The organism is Bordetella sp. (genome assembly GCF_051960075.1).
Taxonomy (GTDB): domain Bacteria; phylum Pseudomonadota; class Gammaproteobacteria; order Burkholderiales; family Burkholderiaceae_B; genus Bordetella.
Genome location: NZ_JBQCER010000049.1, coordinates 31,621 through 52,314 on the forward strand (window position 1 = coordinate 31,621; position 20,694 = coordinate 52,314).

At 64.6% G+C, this 20,694-nt stretch carries 19 protein-coding genes; 16 read left to right on the forward strand and 3 right to left on the reverse strand.

What is annotated here, in order from left to right; translation table 11 throughout:
• The first annotated feature begins 11 nt into the window (after nt 1-11).
• The 9 genes from garD (at nt 12) to pntB (ending at nt 10,474) form a co-directional block, all read left to right on the forward strand.
• Entirely contained in the window at nt 12-1,580 is a 1,569-nt protein-coding gene (garD, locus tag ACTHJ1_RS06690) for a galactarate dehydratase (protein WP_440189554.1), read from the forward strand.
• A gap of 62 nt (nt 1,581-1,642) precedes the next feature.
• On the forward strand, nt 1,643-2,566 hold the full coding sequence (gene kdgD / locus ACTHJ1_RS06695) for a 5-dehydro-4-deoxyglucarate dehydratase (protein WP_440189557.1): 924 nt from the start codon (nt 1,643-1,645) through the stop codon (nt 2,564-2,566).
• A gap of 19 nt (nt 2,567-2,585) precedes the next feature.
• Nucleotides 2,586-3,413 carry an NAD-dependent epimerase/dehydratase family protein gene (locus tag ACTHJ1_RS06700; RefSeq protein ID WP_440189560.1) on the forward strand — a complete coding sequence of 276 codons (828 nt, stop codon included), beginning with the start codon at nt 2,586-2,588 and terminating at the stop codon, nt 3,411-3,413.
• A gap of 7 nt (nt 3,414-3,420) precedes the next feature.
• The gene (locus ACTHJ1_RS06705; RefSeq protein ID WP_440189563.1) at nt 3,421-4,302 is read left to right on the forward strand and encodes an SMP-30/gluconolactonase/LRE family protein; all 882 of its coding nucleotides are present in this window, start codon (nt 3,421-3,423) and stop codon (nt 4,300-4,302) included.
• A gap of 35 nt (nt 4,303-4,337) precedes the next feature.
• Complete coding sequence (locus ACTHJ1_RS06710; RefSeq protein ID WP_440189566.1) at nt 4,338-5,330, forward strand: TRAP transporter substrate-binding protein; 993 nt, start codon at nt 4,338-4,340, stop codon at nt 5,328-5,330.
• Nucleotides 5,331-5,404: 74 nt separating this feature from the next.
• Nucleotides 5,405-5,875 (forward strand): TRAP transporter small permease, encoded by a 471-nt coding sequence (locus tag ACTHJ1_RS06715; RefSeq protein WP_440189820.1) that lies wholly within the window; start codon nt 5,405-5,407, stop codon nt 5,873-5,875.
• Nucleotides 5,876-5,881: 6 nt separating this feature from the next.
• Nucleotides 5,882-7,234, forward strand: a complete 1,353-nt coding sequence (locus ACTHJ1_RS06720) for a TRAP transporter large permease (protein ID WP_440189569.1) — start codon at nt 5,882-5,884, stop codon at nt 7,232-7,234.
• A 130-nt stretch (nt 7,235-7,364) separates the two neighbouring features.
• Nucleotides 7,365-9,032 (forward strand): Re/Si-specific NAD(P)(+) transhydrogenase subunit alpha, encoded by a 1,668-nt coding sequence (locus ACTHJ1_RS06725; protein ID WP_440189572.1) that lies wholly within the window; start codon nt 7,365-7,367, stop codon nt 9,030-9,032.
• Nucleotides 9,033-9,052: 20 nt separating this feature from the next.
• The gene (gene pntB, locus ACTHJ1_RS06730) at nt 9,053-10,474 is read left to right on the forward strand and encodes a Re/Si-specific NAD(P)(+) transhydrogenase subunit beta (protein ID WP_440189575.1); all 1,422 of its coding nucleotides are present in this window, start codon (nt 9,053-9,055) and stop codon (nt 10,472-10,474) included.
• Between the two features lies 1 nt (nt 10,475).
• Here the strand turns inward: pntB and ACTHJ1_RS06735 are convergent, their stop codons facing one another.
• Nucleotides 10,476-10,955, reverse strand: a complete 480-nt coding sequence (locus tag ACTHJ1_RS06735; protein WP_440189578.1) for an SgcJ/EcaC family oxidoreductase — start codon at nt 10,953-10,955, stop codon at nt 10,476-10,478.
• A 156-nt stretch (nt 10,956-11,111) separates the two neighbouring features.
• Between ACTHJ1_RS06735 and chrA the strand changes: the two genes are divergently transcribed.
• The 4 genes from chrA (at nt 11,112) to ACTHJ1_RS06755 (ending at nt 16,681) form a co-directional block, all read left to right on the forward strand.
• A complete protein-coding gene (chrA, locus tag ACTHJ1_RS06740) occupies nt 11,112-12,338 on the forward strand; it encodes a chromate efflux transporter (protein WP_440189581.1) in 1,227 nt (408 codons plus the stop codon).
• A 94-nt stretch (nt 12,339-12,432) separates the two neighbouring features.
• A complete protein-coding gene (locus ACTHJ1_RS06745; protein ID WP_440189584.1) occupies nt 12,433-13,347 on the forward strand; it encodes a LysR family transcriptional regulator in 915 nt (304 codons plus the stop codon).
• Between the two features lie 102 nt (nt 13,348-13,449).
• A complete protein-coding gene (locus ACTHJ1_RS06750) occupies nt 13,450-15,744 on the forward strand; it encodes an FdhF/YdeP family oxidoreductase (RefSeq protein ID WP_440189587.1) in 2,295 nt (764 codons plus the stop codon).
• 22 nt (nt 15,745-15,766) lie between these two features.
• Nucleotides 15,767-16,681 (forward strand): bestrophin family protein, encoded by a 915-nt coding sequence (locus ACTHJ1_RS06755; protein WP_440189590.1) that lies wholly within the window; start codon nt 15,767-15,769, stop codon nt 16,679-16,681.
• Here ACTHJ1_RS06755 and ACTHJ1_RS06760 read toward each other — a convergent pair.
• Nucleotides 16,666-17,235, reverse strand: coding sequence for a class I SAM-dependent methyltransferase (locus ACTHJ1_RS06760; protein ID WP_440189592.1), 570 nt, complete (start codon nt 17,233-17,235; stop codon nt 16,666-16,668). The genes ACTHJ1_RS06755 and ACTHJ1_RS06760 overlap by 16 nt on opposite strands.
• A 257-nt stretch (nt 17,236-17,492) precedes the next feature.
• On the opposite strand from ACTHJ1_RS06760, the gene ACTHJ1_RS06765 reads away from it, so the two are divergent.
• The 3 genes from ACTHJ1_RS06765 to ACTHJ1_RS06775 are packed head-to-tail and all read left to right on the forward strand — an operon-like array spanning nt 17,493 to nt 19,858.
• Nucleotides 17,493-18,002 (forward strand): DUF2127 domain-containing protein, encoded by a 510-nt coding sequence (locus tag ACTHJ1_RS06765; protein WP_440189595.1) that lies wholly within the window; start codon nt 17,493-17,495, stop codon nt 18,000-18,002.
• 21 nt (nt 18,003-18,023) lie between these two features.
• Nucleotides 18,024-19,229, forward strand: a complete 1,206-nt coding sequence (locus tag ACTHJ1_RS06770; protein ID WP_440189598.1) for an MFS transporter — start codon at nt 18,024-18,026, stop codon at nt 19,227-19,229.
• 26 nt (nt 19,230-19,255) lie between these two features.
• Entirely contained in the window at nt 19,256-19,858 is a 603-nt protein-coding gene (locus ACTHJ1_RS06775; RefSeq protein WP_440189601.1) for a phosphatase PAP2 family protein, read from the forward strand.
• Between the two features lie 36 nt (nt 19,859-19,894).
• Here ACTHJ1_RS06775 and dsbG read toward each other — a convergent pair whose 3' ends face one another.
• Nucleotides 19,895-20,680 carry a thiol:disulfide interchange protein DsbG gene (dsbG, locus tag ACTHJ1_RS06780; RefSeq protein ID WP_440189604.1) on the reverse strand — a complete coding sequence of 262 codons (786 nt, stop codon included), beginning with the start codon at nt 20,678-20,680 and terminating at the stop codon, nt 19,895-19,897.
• Nucleotides 20,681-20,694: the final 14 nt, after the last annotated feature.

A 20,694-nucleotide genomic window follows, 5' to 3' on the forward strand; every position in this document is an offset into this window, starting at 1 on the left:
ACGCAAGCCTCATGACCGAGACCATCGCCGCCAAGCCCTTGCTCATCAAGATGCACGAGCTGGACAACGTCGCCATCGTCGCCAACGATGGCGGCCTGCCCGCGGGCACCCAGATCGACGGCGGCATCACGCTGACGGACAAAGTGCCTCAGGCGCACAAGGTGGCCCTGGTCGACTTCGCCGAAGGCGACGCCATCCGGCGCTACAACGTGCCCATCGGTTATGCGCTCAAGACCATTCCCGCCGGCAGCTGGGTGCATGAAGGGCTGCTGCGCATGCCGCCGGCGCGCGAACTCGAAGGTCTGCCCATCGCCACGGTCAAGCCCGCGGCCCAGCCGGCGCTCGAGGGTTACACCTTCGAGGGCTATCGCAACGCCGACGGCTCGGTGGGGACCCGCAACATCCTGGCCATTACGCAAACCGTGCAGTGCGTAGCCGGCGTGACCGAATTCGCGGTGCAACGCATCAAATCCGAACTGCTGCCCAAGTACCCCAACGTCGACGATGTGGTCGCGCTGGAACACACCTACGGCTGCGGCGTGGCCATCGATGCGCCCGACGCCATCGTGCCCATACGCACCCTGCGCAACATCAGCATGAACCCCAATTTCGGCGGCGAAGTGATGGTGGTCAGCCTGGGCTGCGAAAAACTGCAGCCCGAGCGTCTGCTGCCTCCGGGCAGCATCGCCATCGCCGACGAACGCGAAGCCGGTTCAGCGCTGGACGTCGTGTGCCTGCAAGATGCCGCGCACGTGGGTTTCATGTCGATGATAGACAGCATCATGCGCCAGGCCGAAACGCACCTGGCGCGCCTGAACGCGCGCCAGCGCGTCACGGTGCCCGCCAGCGAACTGGTGGTGGGCGTGCAGTGCGGCGGCAGCGATGCTTTCAGCGGCGTCACCGCCAACCCGGCGGTGGGCTTTTGCACCGACTTGCTGGTGCGCGCCGGCGCCACGGTCATGTTCTCCGAAGTCACCGAAGTGCGCGACGGCATCGACCAGCTCACATCGCGCGCGGCGACGTCCGACGTCGCGCAGGACATGATCCGCGAAATGGCCTGGTACGACGCCTATCTCAAACGAGGCCAGGTCGACCGCAGCGCCAACACCACGCCGGGCAACAAAAAAGGCGGGCTGTCCAACATTGTCGAAAAAGCCATGGGTTCGATCGTCAAGTCGGGCAGCTCTCCCATCTCGGGCGTGCTCTCGCCGGGCGAAAAGCTCACGCGAAAAGGCCTGATCTACGCCGCCACCCCCGCCAGCGATTTCATCTGCGGCACGCTGCAGCTGGCCGCCGGCATGAATCTGCACGTCTTCACCACCGGCCGCGGCACACCCTACGGCCTGGCAGCCGTGCCCGTCATCAAGGTCGCCACCCGCGACGATCTGGCCAAGCGCTGGCACGATCTGATGGACATCAACGCCGGCACTATCGCCACCGGCGAGAAAACCATCGCCGACGTGGGCTGGGAGCTGTTCCAGTTCATGCTGGACGTCGCCAGCGGCCGCAAGAAAACCTGGGCAGAGCACTGGAAGCTGCACAACTCGCTCACGCTGTTCAATCCCGCGCCGGTGACCTGACGCAAGCCAGGCCAGACCGCCATTCCCCTACGCACACATCCGCTTTCTATCAAGGACACGCCATGAGCTACACCCCCCAGGAACTCAAGACCATCGTCAGCGACGGCCTGCTTTCGTTCCCGCTGACCGATTTCGGCACCAATCTCGAGTTCGATCAGAAGGGCTACGCAAAGCGCCTGGAGTGGCTCGCCCCCTACGGCGCCAGCGCGCTGTTCGCCGCCGGCGGCACGGGCGAATTCTTCTCCCTCTCGCCTGAGGAATATCCCGACATCATCAAGACCGCCGTGGACGTGTGCCGCGGCACGGTACCCAACCGCGCCGGCGCCGGCGGCTCCACCCGGCAGACCATCGCTTACGCGCAAGCCGCCGAAAAGGCCGGCGCGCACGGCATTCTGCTGATGCCGCACTACCTCACCGAAGCGAGCCAGGAAGGCCTGGCGGCGCACGTCGAGGCCATCTGCAAGAGCGTCAACTTCGGCGTCATCGTCTACAACCGCGCCCAGGCCAAGTACAAGCCCGACACCCTGGCCCGCCTGGCCGAGCGCTGCCCCAATCTCGTCGGCTTCAAAGACGGCGTGGGCGACATCGAATACATGGTCTCGGTCTACCAGAAAATGGGCGACCGCTTCAGCTACCTGGGCGGCCTGCCCACCGCCGAAGTCTATGCCGCGGCCTACAAGGCGCTGGGCACCCCGGTCTATTCCTCGGCCGTCTTCAACTTCATTCCCAAGACCGCGATGAAGTTCTATGAAGCCGTGCGCGACGACGACATGAAGACCCAGCACGAACTGCTCAAGAACTTCTTCATGCCCTACCTGGACATCCGCAACAAGAGCGCCGGCTATGCGGTCAGCATCGTCAAGGCAGGCGCGACCGTCGTCGGCCACAGCGCCGGCCCTGTGCGCCCGCCCCTGAGCGACCTCAAGCCCGACGAAGTCCAGGCCCTGCGCGCCCTCATCGAGCAACTCGGCTCGCAAGAACTCTGATCGGAACCCGACGAAGATCATGCCGACTTCACCGACTCCCCTACCCCAGGGCCGCGCCCGCAGGCTGCTGCTGACCGGCGCTGCCGGCGGACTGGGCAAAGTCCTGCGTCCTCGTCTCAAGGCCTATGCGGATGTGCTGCGCGTTTCCGACATCGGCGCCATGGACTCCGCGCAAGCAGGCGAGGAGGTCGTGGTCTGCGATCTGGCCGACAACGGCGCGGTCGATACGCTGGTGCAAGGCTGCGACGCCATCGTCCACTTGGGCGGCGTCTCCGTCGAACGTCCGTTCGAGGAAATCCTGCCCGCCAATATCCAGGGCGTCTACAACGTGTACGAAGCCGCGCGCCGCCACGGCGTGCGCCGCGTCATCTTCGCCAGCTCAAACCACACCATCGGCTTCTACCGCCAGAACCAGGTCATCGATGCGGACGTGCTGCCGCGCCCCGACGGCTACTACGGGCTGAGCAAGGTATTCGGCGAGAACCTCTCGCGCTTCTACTTCGACCGCTACGGCATCGAGACCGTGTGCATACGCATCGGCTCGTCCTTTCCCGAAGCGAAAGACCGCCGCATGCTGGTCACCTGGCTGAGCTACGACGATCTCGAGCAGCTCGTCGTGCGCGGGCTGTTCACGCCCAACGTCGGCCACACCATCGTCTACGGCGCTTCGGACAACCGCGACAGCTGGTGGGACAACAACCGTGCCACGCACCTGGGCTTCGCTCCCAAGGACAGCTCCGAGCAGTTCCGCGCCAAGGTCGAAACTCAGCCCGAACCCGATCCGACCGATCCCGCCAATCGATATCAGGGCGGCGGTTTCGTCAAAGCGGGTCCTTTCAACGACTGATCCCCCCATGGAAATCGAACGCATCGGCGCCATGCTGTGCGGCGTGGGCGAGAGCCCCGTCTGGCATCCCGCCGAACAAGCCCTCTACTGGACAGACATCCCCGCGCGCATGCTGTGGCGCTGGAATCCGTCGGACGGCAAGGCCGCGAGCTGGGCTTTGCCCGAACAAGCCGGTTGTCTGGCCATGCGCCGCGCCGGCGGCCTGCTGCTGGCCATGGAACGAGGTATCGGCGTGCTCGACCGCCTGCCCGACGCCGGCGAATCGGCCGACCCGATCCTGGCGGCCGCCGTGGAGCATGCCGAACCGGGTATGCGCTTTAACGACGGTCGCTGCGACCGGCAAGGCCGCTTCTGGGCCGGCACCATGGTGCAGGACATGTCGCTGGCTCGGTCAGCAGGACGCCTCTACCGCTACGCCCAAGGCGAGCTTCGCGCATCGGCCATCGGCGAGTTCATCACGCCCAACGGCATGGGCTTCAGCCCCGACGGGCGCACCATGTACCTGTCCGATTCCCACCCCTCGCGCCAGATCGTCTGGGCCTGCGACTACGACGTCGATGCCGGCCGGCCCGAGCGCCGGCGGGTCTTTGTCGAAAAGCTGCCCGCCGGCCGTCCCGACGGCGCAGCGGTCGACGCCGACGGCTGCTACTGGATCTGCGGCAACGACGCCGGCATGCTCTACCGCTACACGCCTGCGGGCCGACTGGACCGCAGCATCGCGCTGCCCGTGGCCAAGCCGGCCATGTGCGCTTTCGGCGGCGCCGACCTCGATACGCTTTTCATCACCACGATCCGCCCACCGTCCTGCTCGCCCGACGCGCAGGACGGCGCGGTGTACGCCCTACGCCCCGGCATCCGCGGCCTGCAAGAGCCAACTTACGTCGGATAAGCGTTCACAAAGCACCACCACCCCAAGGAGACACCATGCAAGTCAAACAAGCCCTGCCCCGCATATCGCTGCTGCTAGCGTCGACTCTGCTCGCATTCGGCGCCGCCAACGTCCAGGCGCGCACCTTCCGCGTGGCCAACGTGCACAACGACACTTACCCGACCGTACTGGCGCTCAAGTACATGGGCGAGCAGCTGTCCAAGGAAACCGGCGGCAAGGACACGATCAAGGTTTTCGGCAACAGCATGCTGGGTTCGGAGAACGACACCATCAACCAGGTCCGCGCCGGCGCGCTCGACATGGCCTGGGTCAGCACCGCCCCCCTGAACAACATCGTGCCCGAATCGGTGATCCCGTCGCTGCCCTTCCTGTTCCGCGACGTCGATCATTTCCGCAAGGTCATGTACGGTCCTGAAGGCCAGAAGCTGCTCGACCTGTTCCAGGAAAAGGGCATGGTCGCTCTGACTTTCTACGAAAGCGGCACCCGTTCGATGTACGCCAAGAAGCCCATCCGTTCGCCGGAAGACATGAAGGGCGTCAAGGTGCGCGTGCAGCCTTCCGATCTGATGTCCGACGAAATCAAGGCCATGGGCGGCAGCCCGACGCCGATGGACTTCGCCGAGGTGTACACCGGCCTGAAGACCGGCCTGATCGACGCGGCCGAGAACAACTACTCGTCCTACGCCGAGACCAAGCACTACGAAGTCGCGACGGTCTACTCGGAAACCCAGCACGCCATGGTTCCGGAAGTCCTGCTCTTCTCCAAGAAGATCTGGGACAAGCTCAAGCCTGAAGAGCAAGCCGCCATCAAGAAGGCCGCCAAGGCGTCCCAGGACGACTACGTGAAGCTCTGGACCGCCCAGGAAGAGAAGGCCAAGCAGTACGTCCTCGCGCACGGCGCCACGGTGATCCCGGCCAAGGAAGTCGATCGTGCCGCTTTCGTCAAGGCCATGCAGCCCGTGTGGGCCAAGTACGAGTCGACGCCGGCGATGAAAAAGATCGTCGACGACATCGAAGCCGTCCACTAAGATCCCTGCCTGAATCACCCATCGCGCCGGCGGCCCAGCCGCCGGCGCTGCTAGGGATGCCCATCATGAATTTCATGAAATTGCCCAACAAATTCATCGCCGGCGCGATGAGCTGGGTCTCGGCCATCAGCCTCGTCATTCTGTGCGTGATCGTGCTCTACGGCGTGATCATGCGCTACATCTTCGATAGTGCCGCCGACTTCGTCGAGCCCATCGCCTTGCTGATGGTTCTGGTCATTGCTTTCTTCGGCGCCGCGCTGCGCGTGCGCGACGGCGGCCACATCGGGCTGGACTCGCTGGTCGAACGCCTGCCGCCCAAAGGCAAGCTGGCCATGGAGGCCTTCCAGCAGCTGTGCCTGATCGTCTTTGCGCTGGCGGCCCTGAGCGGTTGCGTGCAGATGGCCCAGATCACCCTGGGCGACACGATACCCATCATCGGCCTGTCCGAAGGCATACGCTACATCATTCCCGCCGTGGCCTTCGTCTGCATCGTGCTGTTCTGCCTGGAACACCTGCTGGACATGTTCTTCCACAAACAAGACTAAGAATCCATGGAACTCGCCCTTCTCACCGTAAGCTTTCTTGCCCTCCTGGCGTTCGGGGTTCCGGTCTCGTTCGCGCTGGGCCTGTCCTGCGTGCTGACCTATTTCTACGAAGGTCTGCCCGTCGCCACGGCCATGCAGTCCATGGTGTCCGGCATCAACGCGTTCTCCTTCCTCGCGGTGCCCTTTTTCATCCTGTCGGGCGAGTTGATGCTGCACGGCGGCATCGCCGACCGCATTCTGCGCTTTGCTCAGAACGCCGTGGGCCACTTCCGCGGCGGCCTGGGTCTGGCCAACGCCGTGGCCTGCACGCTGTTCGGCGGCGTTTCCGGCTCGCCCACGGCCGATACCTCGGCCATGGGCGGCGTGGTCATTCCGCTCATGAAGCGCGAAGGCTACAGCGCGGCCTACGCCGTCAACGTCACCACGCACTCGTCGCTGGCCGGGGCGCTCATGCCCACCTCGACCAATATGATCATCTACGCGCTCGCGGCGCAGGGCATTGCGGGCACCGTGCATGGTCATTCGGTCAACGGCGTGTCCATCGGCGATCTGCTGTTCTCGGGGCTGATCCCGGTGCTCTGGGTACTGGGCCTGGTGCTGGTGGCCGCCTATTGGCAGGCCGTAAAGTTCGGCTTTCCCAAGCATGCCGACGGCACGACCGCGGTCACGAAGTTCCCCGGCTGGTATGCCGTGGCGCGCTCCTTCGTCGGCGCGCTGCCGGGCCTGTTCGTCATCCTCATTATCCTGGGCTGCGTGGCAAAAGGCGTCGCCACGGCGACCGAGGCAGCCGCCATCGCGGTGGGCTACTCGCTGGTGCTGACCACGATCGTCTATCGCAGCATGACGTTCGAAAAACTGTTCACGGCGCTGGCCCGCGCGGTCAAGACCACCGGCGTGGTGCTGCTGCTGATCGGCGTGTCGAACATGCTGCGCTTCCAGATGGCCTACCTGGAGATTCCCGACACCATCGAGCACATGCTGCGCGACGCCACGACCATACCCTGGCTGATGCTGCTGTACATCAACGTCATCCAGGTGTTCCTGGGCACCTTCGTCGACATGGCGGCGCATATCCTGATCACCACGCCGCTATTTTTGCCGATGGCCATGCACTATGGCGTGGGCCCCGTGCAATTCGGCATCATGCTTCTGCTGAACTGCTCGCTCGGCCTGGTGCACCCGCCCATCGGCTCGGTGCAGTTCGTCGGCTGCGCCATCGGCGAGGTGTCGATCGGGGAAACGACCAAGATAGCCTGGCCGTATTACCTGGCCATCTTCAGCGCGATCAATATCGTCACCTACGTGCCGTCGTTCTCCACCTGGCTGCCCAGCCTGATCGGCGGACATCCCGTGTTCTAGCGCGCAAGATACCCGCCGTGCCGCGGCCCGCAAGCACGCCAAAGTGGCGCACTTGCGGGCCGTTGCGTTATAAGGCCTCGTAGCGCGGTAATAAGGCTTCGTATAACAATTACGCCTCCCAGGAGATCTCATGCAAACCAGTTCCACCTCGCCAGCCCCGAGTGATGACGCCCGGCACGGCGACGCACCGCGCAATGGCACCCAACGCATCGGCGTCCCGCGGGAAACCTTTCCCGGCGAAAAGCGCGTGGCCACCGTACCCGATGTCGTCGAAAAGCTCGTCAAGCTGGGTTTTTCGGTCGCCGTCGAATCCGGCGCGGGCGATGCCGCCAATTTCAGCGACGACGCCTATCGCGCCGCCGGGGCCGATATCGTGGACAGTGCCGCAACCCTGTGGGCCACGTCCGACCTGGTCTTCAAGGCGCGGCCGCCCAGCGCGCAAGAGGTGGCGCTGATGCGCGAAGGCGGCATTTTGGTCGGCTTCATCTGGCCGGCGCAGAATCCCGACCTGATGCAGCAGCTCGCTGCGAAAAAGGCCACGGTGCTTGCCATCGACTGCCTGCCGCGCACCTTGAGCCGCGCGCAGAAGATGGACGCGCTGACCTCCATGGCCGGCGTCAGCGGCTACCGCGCCGTCATCGAGGCCGCCAACGCCTTCGGCCGCTACTTCAACGGACAGATCACGGCGGCAGGCAAGGTGCCGCCCGCCAAAGTGTTCATCGCCGGCGCCGGCGTGGCGGGCCTGGCGGCCATCGGCACCGCCGCCGGCCTGGGCGCCGTCGTGCGCGCCAACGATACGCGCGCCGAGGTCGCCGACCAGGTCAAGTCCCTGGGCGGCGAGTTCGTCAAGGTCGACTACGAAGAAGAAGGCTCGGGCGGCGGCGGTTATGCCAAGGTCATGAGCGAAGGCTTCCAGGCCGCGCAGCGCGCCATGTACGCGCAGCAGGCCAAGGATGCAGACATCATCATCACCACCGCGCTGATTCCCGGCAAGCCGGCGCCCAAGCTCATTACCGCCGAGATGGTCCAGTCCATGAAGCCGGGCAGCGTGATCGTGGACATGGCCGGCGAACAGGGCGGCAACTGCGAGCTGACCGTGCCGGGCGAAGCCGTAGTACGCCACGGCGTGACCATCATCGGCTATACCGACCTGGTCTCGCGTCTGGCCAAACAGTCCTCCACGCTATACGCCACCAACCTGCTGCGCCTGGCGGAAGAATTGTGCAAAGCCAAGGACGGCATGGCCGTCGTCAACATGGAAGACGACGCCCTGCGCGGCCTGACGGTGATCAAGGACGGTGCCGTCACCTGGCCCGCGCCGCCGCTCAAGCCCGCGGCAGCGCCCGCGCCCAAGCCTGCCGCCGCCCCCGCAGCGGAAAAAAAGAACGGCCATGGCCATGGCGGCGGTGCGCCGATGCCTGCCAGGACGATGGCGATCCTGTTCGCCGTCGCCGCGGTGGTGTTCTGGTTCATCGGGGCTTATGCCCCCTCAGCCTTCCTCGGCCACTTCACCGTGTTCGTGCTGGCCTGCTTCATCGGCTACATGGTGGTGTGGAACGTCACGCCCGCGCTGCACACGCCGCTCATGAGCGTCACCAACGCCATCTCCAGCATCATCGCCATCGGCGCTCTGGTACAGATCGCGCCGCCTGAAGTTGCCGCGTCGGTCGCCGCGGCAGGGGGCCGGCCCGAAGTGCTGATTCGCTGGCTGGCGATCGCCGCCATCGCGCTCACCGGCATCAATATGTTCGGCGGCTTCGCCGTCACGCGCCGCATGCTGGCCATGTTCCGTAAATAAGAAGAAGAGGAAACCGCATCATGACCCAAAGCCTCGCCACGGCAGCCTATCTCGGCGCCGCCATTCTCTTCATCCTCAGCCTGGGCGGCCTGTCCAATCCCGAAACCTCGCGCCGGGGCAATCTGCTCGGCATGGTGGGCATGGCGCTGGCCGTGCTGGCCACGATCTTCGGGCCGCGCGTGGGCGCCGCAGGCATCGCCTGGATCGTCGCGGCCCTGGCGGTCGGCGCAGGCATCGGCCTGTACGCGGCCAAGACCGTCAAAATGACCCAGATGCCCGAGCTGGTCGCGCTCATGCACAGCCTGGTGGGCCTGGCAGCCTGCCTGGTGGGCTTTGCCAGCTACGTGGATCCTTCGGTGCAGTTCCAGGGCACGGAAGAAACCATCCATCTGGTGGAAATCTACGTCGGCATCCTGATCGGCGCGGTCACCTTCTCGGGTTCGCTCATCGCCTTCGGCAAGCTCAGCGGAAAAATCGGCGGCAAACCTCTGTTGCTGCCCGCCCGCCACTGGCTCAACCTGGTCGCGCTCCTGGTGGTGATCTGGTTCGGCGGCCGGTTCATGCACGCGCACGACGGCGGCGCCGGCATGACGGCGCTCGTCGTCATGACCGTGATCGCCCTGCTCTTCGGCGTGCATATGGTCATGGCAATCGGCGGCGCCGACATGCCCGTGGTGATCTCCATGCTCAACAGCTACTCGGGCTGGGCCGCAGCGGCCACGGGTTTCATGCTCAACAACGACCTGCTGATCGTCACCGGCGCGCTGGTAGGCTCGTCGGGCGCCATTCTCTCGTACATCATGTGCAGCGCGATGAACCGCAATTTCATCAGCGTGATCGCTGGCGGCTTCGGCTCCGGCGCCGCCAAGAAAGGCGATGGCGCGGCGGCCGACGCCGCGGCGCAGCCCCAAGGCGAGGTGGCGCCCATCAGCGCTGCCGAAACCGCCGAGCTGCTGCGCGAAGCCAAGAGCGTGATCATCGTGCCGGGCTACGGCATGGCGGTGGCGCAGGCTCAGCACACTGTGTTCGAGATCACCAAGACCCTGCGCGAAAAAGGCGTGAACGTGCGCTTCGCCATCCACCCGGTGGCGGGCCGCATGCCCGGCCACATGAACGTGCTGCTGGCCGAGGCCAAAGTGCCCTACGACATCGTGATGGAAATGGACGAGATCAACGCCGACTTCCCCGACACCGATGTGGCCATGGTGATCGGCGCCAACGACATCGTGAACCCCAGCGCCGCCGAGGATCCGACCAGCCCCATCGCGGGCATGCCGGTGCTCGAGGTCTGGAAATCCAGAACCTCGATCGTGATGAAACGCTCCATGGCCTCGGGCTACGCCGGCGTCGACAACCCGCTTTTCTACAAGGACAACAACCGCATGCTGTTCGGCGATGCCAAAAAAATGCTCGACGAGGTGCTGAGCGCGCTCAGAGGCTGATTCAATGCTTCTGCGGCATGGCGGAAGAATGGTGGTGGACGATGAGCCACTTGCCGTTCTCCCATTGGTACACGTAGGTGTAGCGCGCGTGCACCACCTTGCCGTCGCCGAACTTGAAGGTGTAGGTACCGACGTTCTGCGCGGTATTGCAGCCGATTCGGATGTAGCTGCGGTCGATGGTTCCGCTGGGCTTGCCCGCCATGAAATGGACGAAATAATCGCGGATTTCGGCAGGCGTGGTCCGCGGCTTGTTCGACACCGTGGCCAGCAGCACCGCGTCCGGCGCGTAATCGGCCGCGATCTTGTCGGGATTGCCCGTACGCAGGTCGTCGTTCCACTGCGTAAATAGGGCGGCGACCTGCTGTTTGGTGATCGGCTGGCAGGTCTCCGAGGTGGCCGTCTGCGCGCCGGCCGGCACGGCAGCAGACAGCACGCCTGCCGCGGCGATCGACAACAATACAGCTTCAAGATGCTTCTTCATGGCATGTCTCCCTTGCTTGCTGTTGGCACTGCTTCGTCGTCTTCAACTTCCCCCTCCGGCCTTTGCCGGACGAGACGATCATAGCGCGGCGGCGCCCCGCGTCGTATGCTCCCGGGGTTGTCGCCGCTCCCGCACCGAAATCTTTTCGCCCTGATCATGCCCTCGACGCTCTCGCCCAGAATCCGCGCCACCTGCGAAGTTTTTGCAATCTTTCTCAGGCTGGGGCTGACCAGCTTCGGCGGCCCCGTCGCTCACATCGGCTATTTTCGGCGCGAATTCGTCGAGCGGCGGCGCTGGCTGGACGACGCGGCGTTTACCGACCTGGTGGGGTTGTGCCAGTTCCTGCCCGGCCCGGCGAGCAGCCAAACCGGCTTTTCGATCGGACTGCTCCGCGGCGGATGGCTGGGCGGGCTTGCGGCCTGGTGCGGATTCACGCTGCCTTCGGCCCTGCTCCTGCTCGTTTTCGCCGTTATCGCCCCGAATCTCGACGGGCCGGTCGGCGCCGGCCTGATTCACGGCCTCAAGCTGGTCGCGGTTGCGGTAGTGTCCCAGGCCGTCTGGGACATGGCGCGGCGCCTTTGCCCGGATCGCCGCCGCGCGGCAATCGCTCTTGCCGCCATGGCTGCCCTCGCCGTCCTCACCACAGTCTATGCGCAGCTCATCGTGATTGCGTGCGGCGCCGTGCTGGGCTCGATCTATTGCCGTGCGCAGCTGCCCGAACGCACGATCGGCACGACGCAGCCGGCCCATGAATTCCGTGTGCCGCGCATTGTGGGCGTGATCGCATTGGCGCTTTTCTGCGCCCTGCTCTTCGGGCTGCCGATTCTGGAGCAGCTCACAAATAACCAGGCCGTCCAGGTCTTCGACGGCTTCTACCGATCCGGAGCGCTCGTCTTCGGCGGCGGGCATGTGGTGCTGCCGCTTTTGCAGCAGCAGACCGTCGCCACGGGTTGGGTTGCACCCGGCGATTTTCTGGCAGGGTACGGCGCTGCCCAGGCGGTGCCGGGCCCGCTGTTCACCTTTGCCGCCTTTCTCGGCTGGATGACTCAAGTGCCGAGTCATTGGGCCGGCGCGCTGCTGGCTCTCGTAGGCATCTTTCTGCCCGGGTTGCTGCTCGTGCTGGCTACGCTGCCTTTCTGGCAGGCTTTGCGCGCGCGCCCATCGATGGCTGCGATTCTCTCCGGCGTGAACGCCGCCGTGGTGGGCCTGCTTGCGGCCGCGCTCTATTCGCCGGTCTGGACCAGCGCAGTTCGCTCGAGCGTCGATTTCACGATCGCGACGGTGGGTTTCTTCCTGCTGACGCGTTGGAAAATCCCGCCGCTTTGGGTGGTCGTGCTTTGCGCCCTCGCCGGCATGGCCGAAATCGTCGTCGCGCACGCATAAGAATGCGCCCGATTGGACATCGCGCCCTGGCCGGCGGTATGTTCGGCGGACGGCGCCGTGCCTGTCTAGGCCGCCACGCAGCGAAGGACTCCGAATGTTCATCCGCCAGTTCAACTATCTCATCGCGCTGGACAAGCATCGGCATTTCAGGCGGGCGGCGGAGAGCTGCCACGTCTCGCAGCCGGCCCTGTCCAACGGGATACGCGAACTGGAACGCGAGCTCGGCATCACCATCGTCAAGCGCAACCGCACGTTCGAAGGCATCACACCCGAGGGCGAGAGGGTCATCCAGTGGGTGCGCCAGGTACTCGCTTCGCTCGAAGGCCTGCAGCAGGAAGCCGACCTGGTCCGCAGCGTGCCGCGCGGTCACCTGGCCATCGGCGTGATTCCGACGGCGAACCATGCCGCCACGCTGCTCAGCGCGCAATATCGCGAAATCCTGCCCCAGCTGACGCTGGAGGTCACTTCGCTGAGCACCCCCGACATACTCCAGCGCCTGAAGTCGCAGGAGATTCAGCTCGGCATGCTCTACGACCGGTCGATCGCCGACGACGACGCCTATGATGTGCTGCCCCTGTTCTGCGAACGCTACGTGCTGATCGCCAGCGAGCAGGCAGCCCTGCCGCATCAGCTCGACTGGGGCGAGGTCGCCGGACTGCCGCTATGCCTGCTCAGCCGGGACATGCAGAACCGCCAGACCCTGGACGGGATTTTCAGGAAGCTCGAGGCAACGCCGCGCGTGGTGCTGCAGACCAACGACCTGCGCGTGCTGCTTGTCGAGTGCCTGAGCGGGCGTGCGTTCAGCATCATGCCCCTGAGCGCACTGCCGACCCAATACGAAGGCGCCGGTCTGACCGCTCACCCGATCGTGCCCGAGCATTCCGAGGATGTGTGTCTGGTGCGGCTGCGCCGCGAGGCACAAACCGCCTTGTCCGAGGCCGCCTGGCAGATTGCAGGCCAGATGGACCTGGAAGAGATTCTCAACCCGCTTCCGGCCAAAAAAGTTTGATAAATATAGGTTATCAATAGTTTCGAGTAAACGATTGGACCGATCCGGGTCACCTGCGCCATCCTGCTCTCAGTGTCTTGAAGCCTCTCAAGGAACCCGATCATGACTGAACAACGCGACGTGCCCGGCATACGCCCCTATGACGGCCCGGCGGGCGGCTGGGGGGCCTTGAAGGCCACAGCCCAGGCCGTGCGGCAGCAGATGGAGTTCACCGAAGCGCCCGTCGTGCTTCTGCGCACCAATCAGCCGGCGGGTTTCGATTGCCCCGGCTGCGCCTGGCCCGACAAAGAGCACCGCTCCACTTTCCAGTTTTGCGAGAACGGCGCCAAGGCCGTCACCTGGGAGGCGACGAGCAAGCGCGTGACGCCCGAGTTCTTCGCGCAGCACACGGTATCGTCGCTGTTGGCGCTGTCGGATTACGAGTTGGAGGATTTCGGCCGCCTGACGCATCCGATGATCTATGACGCGACGACAGACAAATTCGTTCCCATCGAATGGGAGGCGGCCTTCGCGCGCATCGGCGCGGCGCTGGGCGCCCTGGCCTCGCCGGACGAAGTCGAGTTCTATACGTCCGGACGCGCCTCCAACGAAGCGGCTTATCTGTTTCAGCTTTTCGCGCGCGAATTCGGCACCAACAATTTCCCCGACTGCTCCAACATGTGCCACGAGGCAACCAGCGTCGGCCTGCCTCAGTCGATCGGTATCGGCAAGGGCACGGTCGCGTTGGAAGATTTCGACCAGACCGATTTCGTGCTTTCCATCGGCCACAACCCGGGTACCAACCATCCGCGCATGATGGGCACGCTGCACGAAGTGGCGCGCCGCAAAGTCCCCATCATCGTGCTCAACCCCATGCGCGAGCGGGCGCTGGAGCGCTTTGCCGACCCTCAGAACATCGTGGAAATAGCGACCTACGGCTCGACCAATATCGCCTCGACCTACTATCAGGTACGGGCCGGCGGCGACGCGGCCGCGCTTAAAGGCATCATGAAGGCGTTGCTGGAACTCGACGCCGAACGCGGCAACGTTCTGGATCGCGACTTCATCGCCGAGCACACGCAGGGCTTCGAGGCGCTGGCCGACGATCTGCAAGCCACCGGCTGGGCCGACATCGAGCAGGAAAGCGGCCTGGCGCGCGTCGACCTGGAACACGTGGCGCAAGTCTATGCCAAATCCAGGGCAGCCATCGTCACGTACGGCATGGGCATCACGCAGCACAACACCGGCACGGCCAATGTGAGGCTGATCGCAGACCTGTTGCTCATGCGGGGCAATATCGGCAAACCCGGCGCCGGCATCTGCCCGCTGCGAGGTCACTCCAACGTGCAGGGCAACCGCACGGTTGGCATCACCGAGAAGCCATCGGAGGACTTCCTCAAGCGCCTGGAGCAGGTGTTCGGCTTCACGCCGCCGCAAGATCACGGCCATGACGCAGTCAACGCCATGCAGGCCATGGTCGAGGGAAAATCCAAGGCCTTGATCTGCCTGGGCGGCAATTTCGCCGTGGCTTTGCCCGACCCGGCGCTCTGCTTCGCGGCGATGAAAAACCTGCGTCTGAGCGTGCATCTGGGCACCAAACTCAACCGCTCGCACCTGCTGGTCGGCCAGGAGACTTTTCTCTTGCCGGTGCTGGGTCGCACCGAGATCGACGTTCAGGCGAACGGACCGCAATCGATCACCGTAGAAGATTCGATGTCCATGGTGCATGCCTCGGCTGGCCGGCTCAAGCCGGCCTCGACGCACCTGCGTTCGGAAGTGGCCATCGTCGCCGGCATGGCCCGGGCGGCGCTGATCGACAGCACGACGGACTGGGCAGGGCTGGCGGCCGACTACGACCGCATCCGCGACCTGATCGAGCTCACGATCCCGGGCTTCGACGACTACAACCGGCGCATTCGCGTGCCTGGGGGCTTTCGCATGCCGCTGCCCCCTACCGAGCGCAGATGGAACACGCCGTCCGGCAAGGCCATGTTTTCGGTGTTTCCGGGCGTGCGCGAACGCTACGAACCCTGGCCCGACGATATGCTGCGGCTGGTGACGATCCGCAGCCACGACCAGTACAACACGACCATCTACGGCCTGGACGACCGGTACCGGGGCGTGTTCGGCCGTCGCGACGTGCTCTTCATGCACCCGCAAGATCTGGCTGCGCACGGCCTCGAGCACGGCGACCTGATCGACATCGAAACGGTCTCGTCGACCCGCAATCTGCGTCTGGAGAACATCACTGCGATCCGATACCAGATCGCCCGCGGCTCCGTGGCGGCCTATTATCCCGAGGCCAACGTGCTGGTTCCGCTGGACTATATCGACAAGGAGTGCGGCACGCCTTCCTACAAGTCGATTCCGGTGCGCATCCGCAAAGCGGCCCAGGCAGGCGCCCCGGCCGACCGATAAATCGACCTGCCACGCATACATCATGATCGTACGTCCTCGTCCCGGCATCCTGGGCCTGTTCTACATCATGCGCGGCTCGATCGTGCCCTTGATCGCGGGCCGGTTGATCGTCATCCTGCTGCTGTCCTGCGCGGTGGCCTGGCTGCACCAGCGAGGCTGGTTCGCGGGCACGCACCTGAACGCAGTGCCGTTCTCGCTGTTCGGCCTAGCGCTCTCGGTGTTCCTGGGTTTTCGCAACAACATCTGCTACGACCGCTGGTGGGAAGCGCGCAAGCAGTGGGGCGAACTGCTCTATCTGATGCGCAATCTGGCGCGCGAATCGCAGGCGGCGCTGGCGGCCGAACCGGCGCTGCATGCAACGCTGACGCGCCGCTGCATCGGTTTCGCGCACGCGCTGCTGGCGCGGCTGCGCGCAGAAGACGAGACCGCTGCCGCCCGCCCCTGGGTCGACGCCGACGAAGGACGCGCGCTGGGCGAACGGGCCAATGTTTCGGATGCGCTGCTGCGCGCCATCAACGCGGACCTGGCCGACGCGCTACGCCGAGGCCTGCTGAGCGACATCGTCTATCAAGGCCTGCTGCAGCACGTCGCCCATTGCGCGGCGGTACAGGCCGCATGCGAGCGCATCCACAACACACCCGCACCGTTTGCCTATTCCCTGCTGCTGCACCGCACGGCCTGGCTGTTCTGCCTGCTGCTGCCCTTCGGGCTGGTTGGCGCGCTGGGCCTGTTCATGCCTCTGGTGGTGATCATCGTGGCCTACACCTTCTTCGGCCTGGATGCGCTGGGCGATGAACTGCAGGAACCCTTCGGCCTGTCGGACAACAGCCTGCCGCTGCGAGCCATCGTGCGCACCATCGAGATCGACCTGCTCGACGGCCTGGGCGTGCGGCCCCTGCCGCCATCGCTGACCTCCCGCGATTACGTGCTGCGCTGACCCTGCCGCTGCAAGGTCACGATCCGGGCCGGCGGCAGATTCGCCCAGACGATCCGGCTCGACAGCAGCGTAAAATCGCCTCCCGGGTCGGCCGCGCCCAGATTGGGCCGAATGTCGTAAGAGAACTGGATGACGACGCCCCCCGGGCGCAAGACATGCCGCCACTGGCCGACGATCGCCTCGACCTCCCCCCGCGGCAGCGAGCGCAAGGGCAGGCAAGAAACGATGGCGTCGACGCGCAGATCCAGCGGCAGGCTGTACGCCAGGTGAGCCGCGTCGGCATGCATTACCGGCACATCCGAGAAACGCACGCGCAGATGCCGGACAAAAGCCGCGGAACGTTCGACTACGATCAGCCGCCCGGACGACACGCCGTTTTCCAGCAGCGCCTGCGTGACCGCGCCTGTCCCGCCGCCCAGCTCGATGACAGCCCCGTGGCCCGCAGGCACCTCGCGCGCAAGCTGCGCGGAAAGCCGCCGCGAGCTGGGGCAGATGGCGCCGACGGATCGGGGGGCAATGGCCCATTCCCGCGCAAACAGGCGGGATCTATGCATGAACGTTTCCATTATCGGGTCACCTTCACGTTACAGACCTCGATTTGATTGCTCATGGGTTCTCCTTGTGGAAGCGAGCGGCGCAGCGGCCGCGATGCAAAGCAGTCTACGAATCCCAGGCTAAAGGCAGCATGAAGGCGCAAGGCATCGCAGCCGGTCTTCTGCCTTAACCGTGCGTTAATGATCCGGCGAATACACTCTTACCGCGGGAAAACGAGCCCAACACGAATTGCGCTGCGAACCATGGAGCAATTTCCGTGACCGATCTGAAGAAACTACTCGACCATAAATATATTCACCTGGCGTTCGAATGGAGTCTATGGCTGAAAGCGATTTTCGCGCTATCGGAAATTGCTGCCGGGCTGGCCACCTACTTCGTCCCGCAGCAGCTCTTTCTGACCTTCGTGCTTTGGGTCACGAAGAAAGAGTTCGCCGAAGATCCACACGATCTCGTCGCCAATTTTCTGCTGCATACTGCGCAAAACATGTCCGTCAGCGCGCAGAAGTTCGCGGCCGTCTATCTGCTCGCGCACGGGGTGGTCAAGCTGTGGCTCAGCGTCGGCCTTCTGCGGGAAAGACTTTGGTATTTCCCTCTGTCGATCGCGGTCTTCGGCCTGTTCATCGTGTATCAGGCCTATCGCTACACCTTTACGCACTCGGTCTGGCTGCTGCTGATTACGGCGTTGGACGTCGTCATCATCGCCGTCACCTGGAACGAATACCGATATCTTCGTGACGTGCGCAAGACGCCGCTGCTGCACTCCTGATCGAACCGAAGGAAACGAATCATGACGTCCAAGGCCTCGGGCCCAGATCCGATCCGCATCCCCCGCACCGTCTGGATGCTCGGATTCGTCAGCCTCTTCATGGATCTCTCCTCCGAACTGATTCATGCGCTACTGCCCATTTTCCTCGTCACGACGATGGGCATGAGCGTGAGCGCGCTGGGCGTGCTCGAGGGTGCGGCAGAGGCGACCGCGATGATCGTCAAGATTTTTTCCGGCAGTCTCAGCGATTGGCTGGGCAGGCGCAAGGCGCTCTTGCTGGCGGGCTACGGCGTGGCCGCGCTTTCCAAGCCGCTATTTCCGCTTGCGGGCACGCCCGCGGTGGTGATCGCCGCCAGGCTCGTGGACCGCCTGGGCAAGGGCATCCGCGGCGCGCCGCGCGATGCCCTCGTTGCGGACGTGGCTCCGCCGTCGATACGCGGCGCCTGCTTCGGACTCAGGCAATCGATGGACACGGTCGGCGCGTTCGCCGGACCGCTCGCGGCGATTGCCCTGATGTTCTGGTTTCAAGACAGCATTCGCGCCGTGCTGTGGTTCGCCGTCGTGCCCGCGTTCATCTCGGTGGGTCTGATCGCATTCGGCGTCAAAGAGCCGGCCGGCGCGAGCTCGCCGGGCACTTTCCGTTCGCCGCTGGCCTGGCGGACGCTGCGCGAGTTCCCCGCGCGCTACTGGTTTGTGGTCGTGCTCGGCGCCGTTGTCACGCTGACCCGCTTCAGCGAGGCATTTCTGGTCTTGCGCGCGCAGCAGACAGGAATGAACATCGCGTGGATTCCCGGCGCCATGGCGATCATGAGTGTTGTCTACTCGCTGTCCGCCTACCCCGTCGGCGTGCTGTCCGACCGCGTCGACCGCAGGGTTCTCCTCGCCCTGGGGCTGATCATCCTGATCGCATCGGATTTGATGCTGGGCGCAAGCACCTCGGTCGTCTCGGTGCTTGCCGGCGTAGCTTTATGGGGCCTGCACATGGGATTCACGCAGGGCATTCTCGCCGCGATGGTTGCCGAAACGGCGCCGCAGACACTGCGCGGCAATGCATTCGGCCTCTTCAACCTATTCAGCGGCGTCTTCATGCTGCTCGCCAGCGTGATCGCAGGCTGGCTGTGGGACCGCCACGGTGCGCCGGCCACCTTTTATGCCGGCGCCGTCCTGGCCGTCATACCGCTGGCCATGTGCCGCTTCGCGCCACGCTTGGCAAAGCAAAAACACTGACAGACTCCTTCCACGGAAAGCATTTCATGCAAGCAATCGAAGCCATCAATCGAGCCCTTTTTCTCGCCATCAATGCCACGCCCGAAACCCCGCACGGCCTTGTCGCCGCCAGCCTGTTCATCGCAAACGACGCCATTCTGCTCGCTCCGATCGTGCTGGTCTGCCTATGGCTGATGGGCGGCGACACGCGGCGGGAGCTGGCTCTGAGGGCGTGTGCCGTCGGCTTTCTGGCCCTGGGCATCAACCAGCTGATCGGTCTGGCCTGGTATCACCCGCGTCCCTTCGCCATCGGGCTGGGCCACACCTTTCTCGCGCACGTGCCCGATTCGTCGTTCCCGAGCGATCACGCCACCCTGCTTTCGGCGCTCTCGTTCACGTTTTTCTACGGCGGAAGGAGACTGCTGGGCCTGTTCGTGCTGATCGTGGACCTGGCCGTCGCCTGGGCCCGCGTCTTCATCGGCGTGCATTTTCCCTTCGACATGCTCGGCGGAGCGATCATCGCGTGGCTCGCCGGCATGCTGGTAAAGCCGCTCTGGGCGGTCGGCGGCCCCCTCGTAACTCAGGCGTCGATCGCGCTGTATCGCAGGCTGCTGATGCTGCCGATCAAGCGCGGATGGCTCAGGCCCTAGCATTCGAGCGACGCCGGGCCGCCGACATCCATCGGATCAGCGCGGGCCCAGCACCTCGGCCAATGCGCTTTGCTGCGGCATGCCGTTGTATTTCTTGACCAGGCCGTTTTCGTCGAGAACAACGATGCCCGGCGTGCCCTGGAACCCCATCGACAGCATGAGTTTCAGATTGCCGGCCAGCATCTTTTCCACGTCGGCCGGAACGCGCTTGGCGGGCGCGATTCCGCCCTGACCGAAGTTCTTTTCATTTTCCAGCAGGGCTGCAGAGGGGTCGGCCGCGCCGAGGATCGCAGCGGCCTTCGCCGGGCTGTCTTTGTCGATGATGCCCACGAGAATGTCCCGCATCTGCACCTTGCCCGAATCCACCCAGGGGCGGGCGGCCTCCCAGAAGCGATGGCAGTAGACGCAGTCGGCGTCGGCGAACACGTAGACGATGCGCGGCGCTTGCGCTTTGCCGTCCAGCACCCAGGTCGTCGCCGCCAATTGCGACCATTCCTTGTCGCTGACCGGCTTGGCGGCCGATGCGTGCAGCGCTGCCTCGTCGAGCGGCTTGCCGTCGGGGCCGACGCGTATTCCGATGATGGCGTTGCCGTCGGCGGTCACGTAGGCCGCGACCGGTTGATTGTTCGCGATGCCGGCGAATGCGCGCAGGCCGCCTCCGACCTTGAACTCTTTCGTAATCATCAGCCCGCGGCTTTCCAGCGCCTTGATGACCGGCGGCCGGGCCGCATCATCGGCCCGCGCCAGACCCGTGGCCGACATGAGGGCAGCGGCCAGCATGGCGGTGTTTGCCACCCGCAGGGCCCGGTAAATTGTCTTCATTTCAGAACTCCATG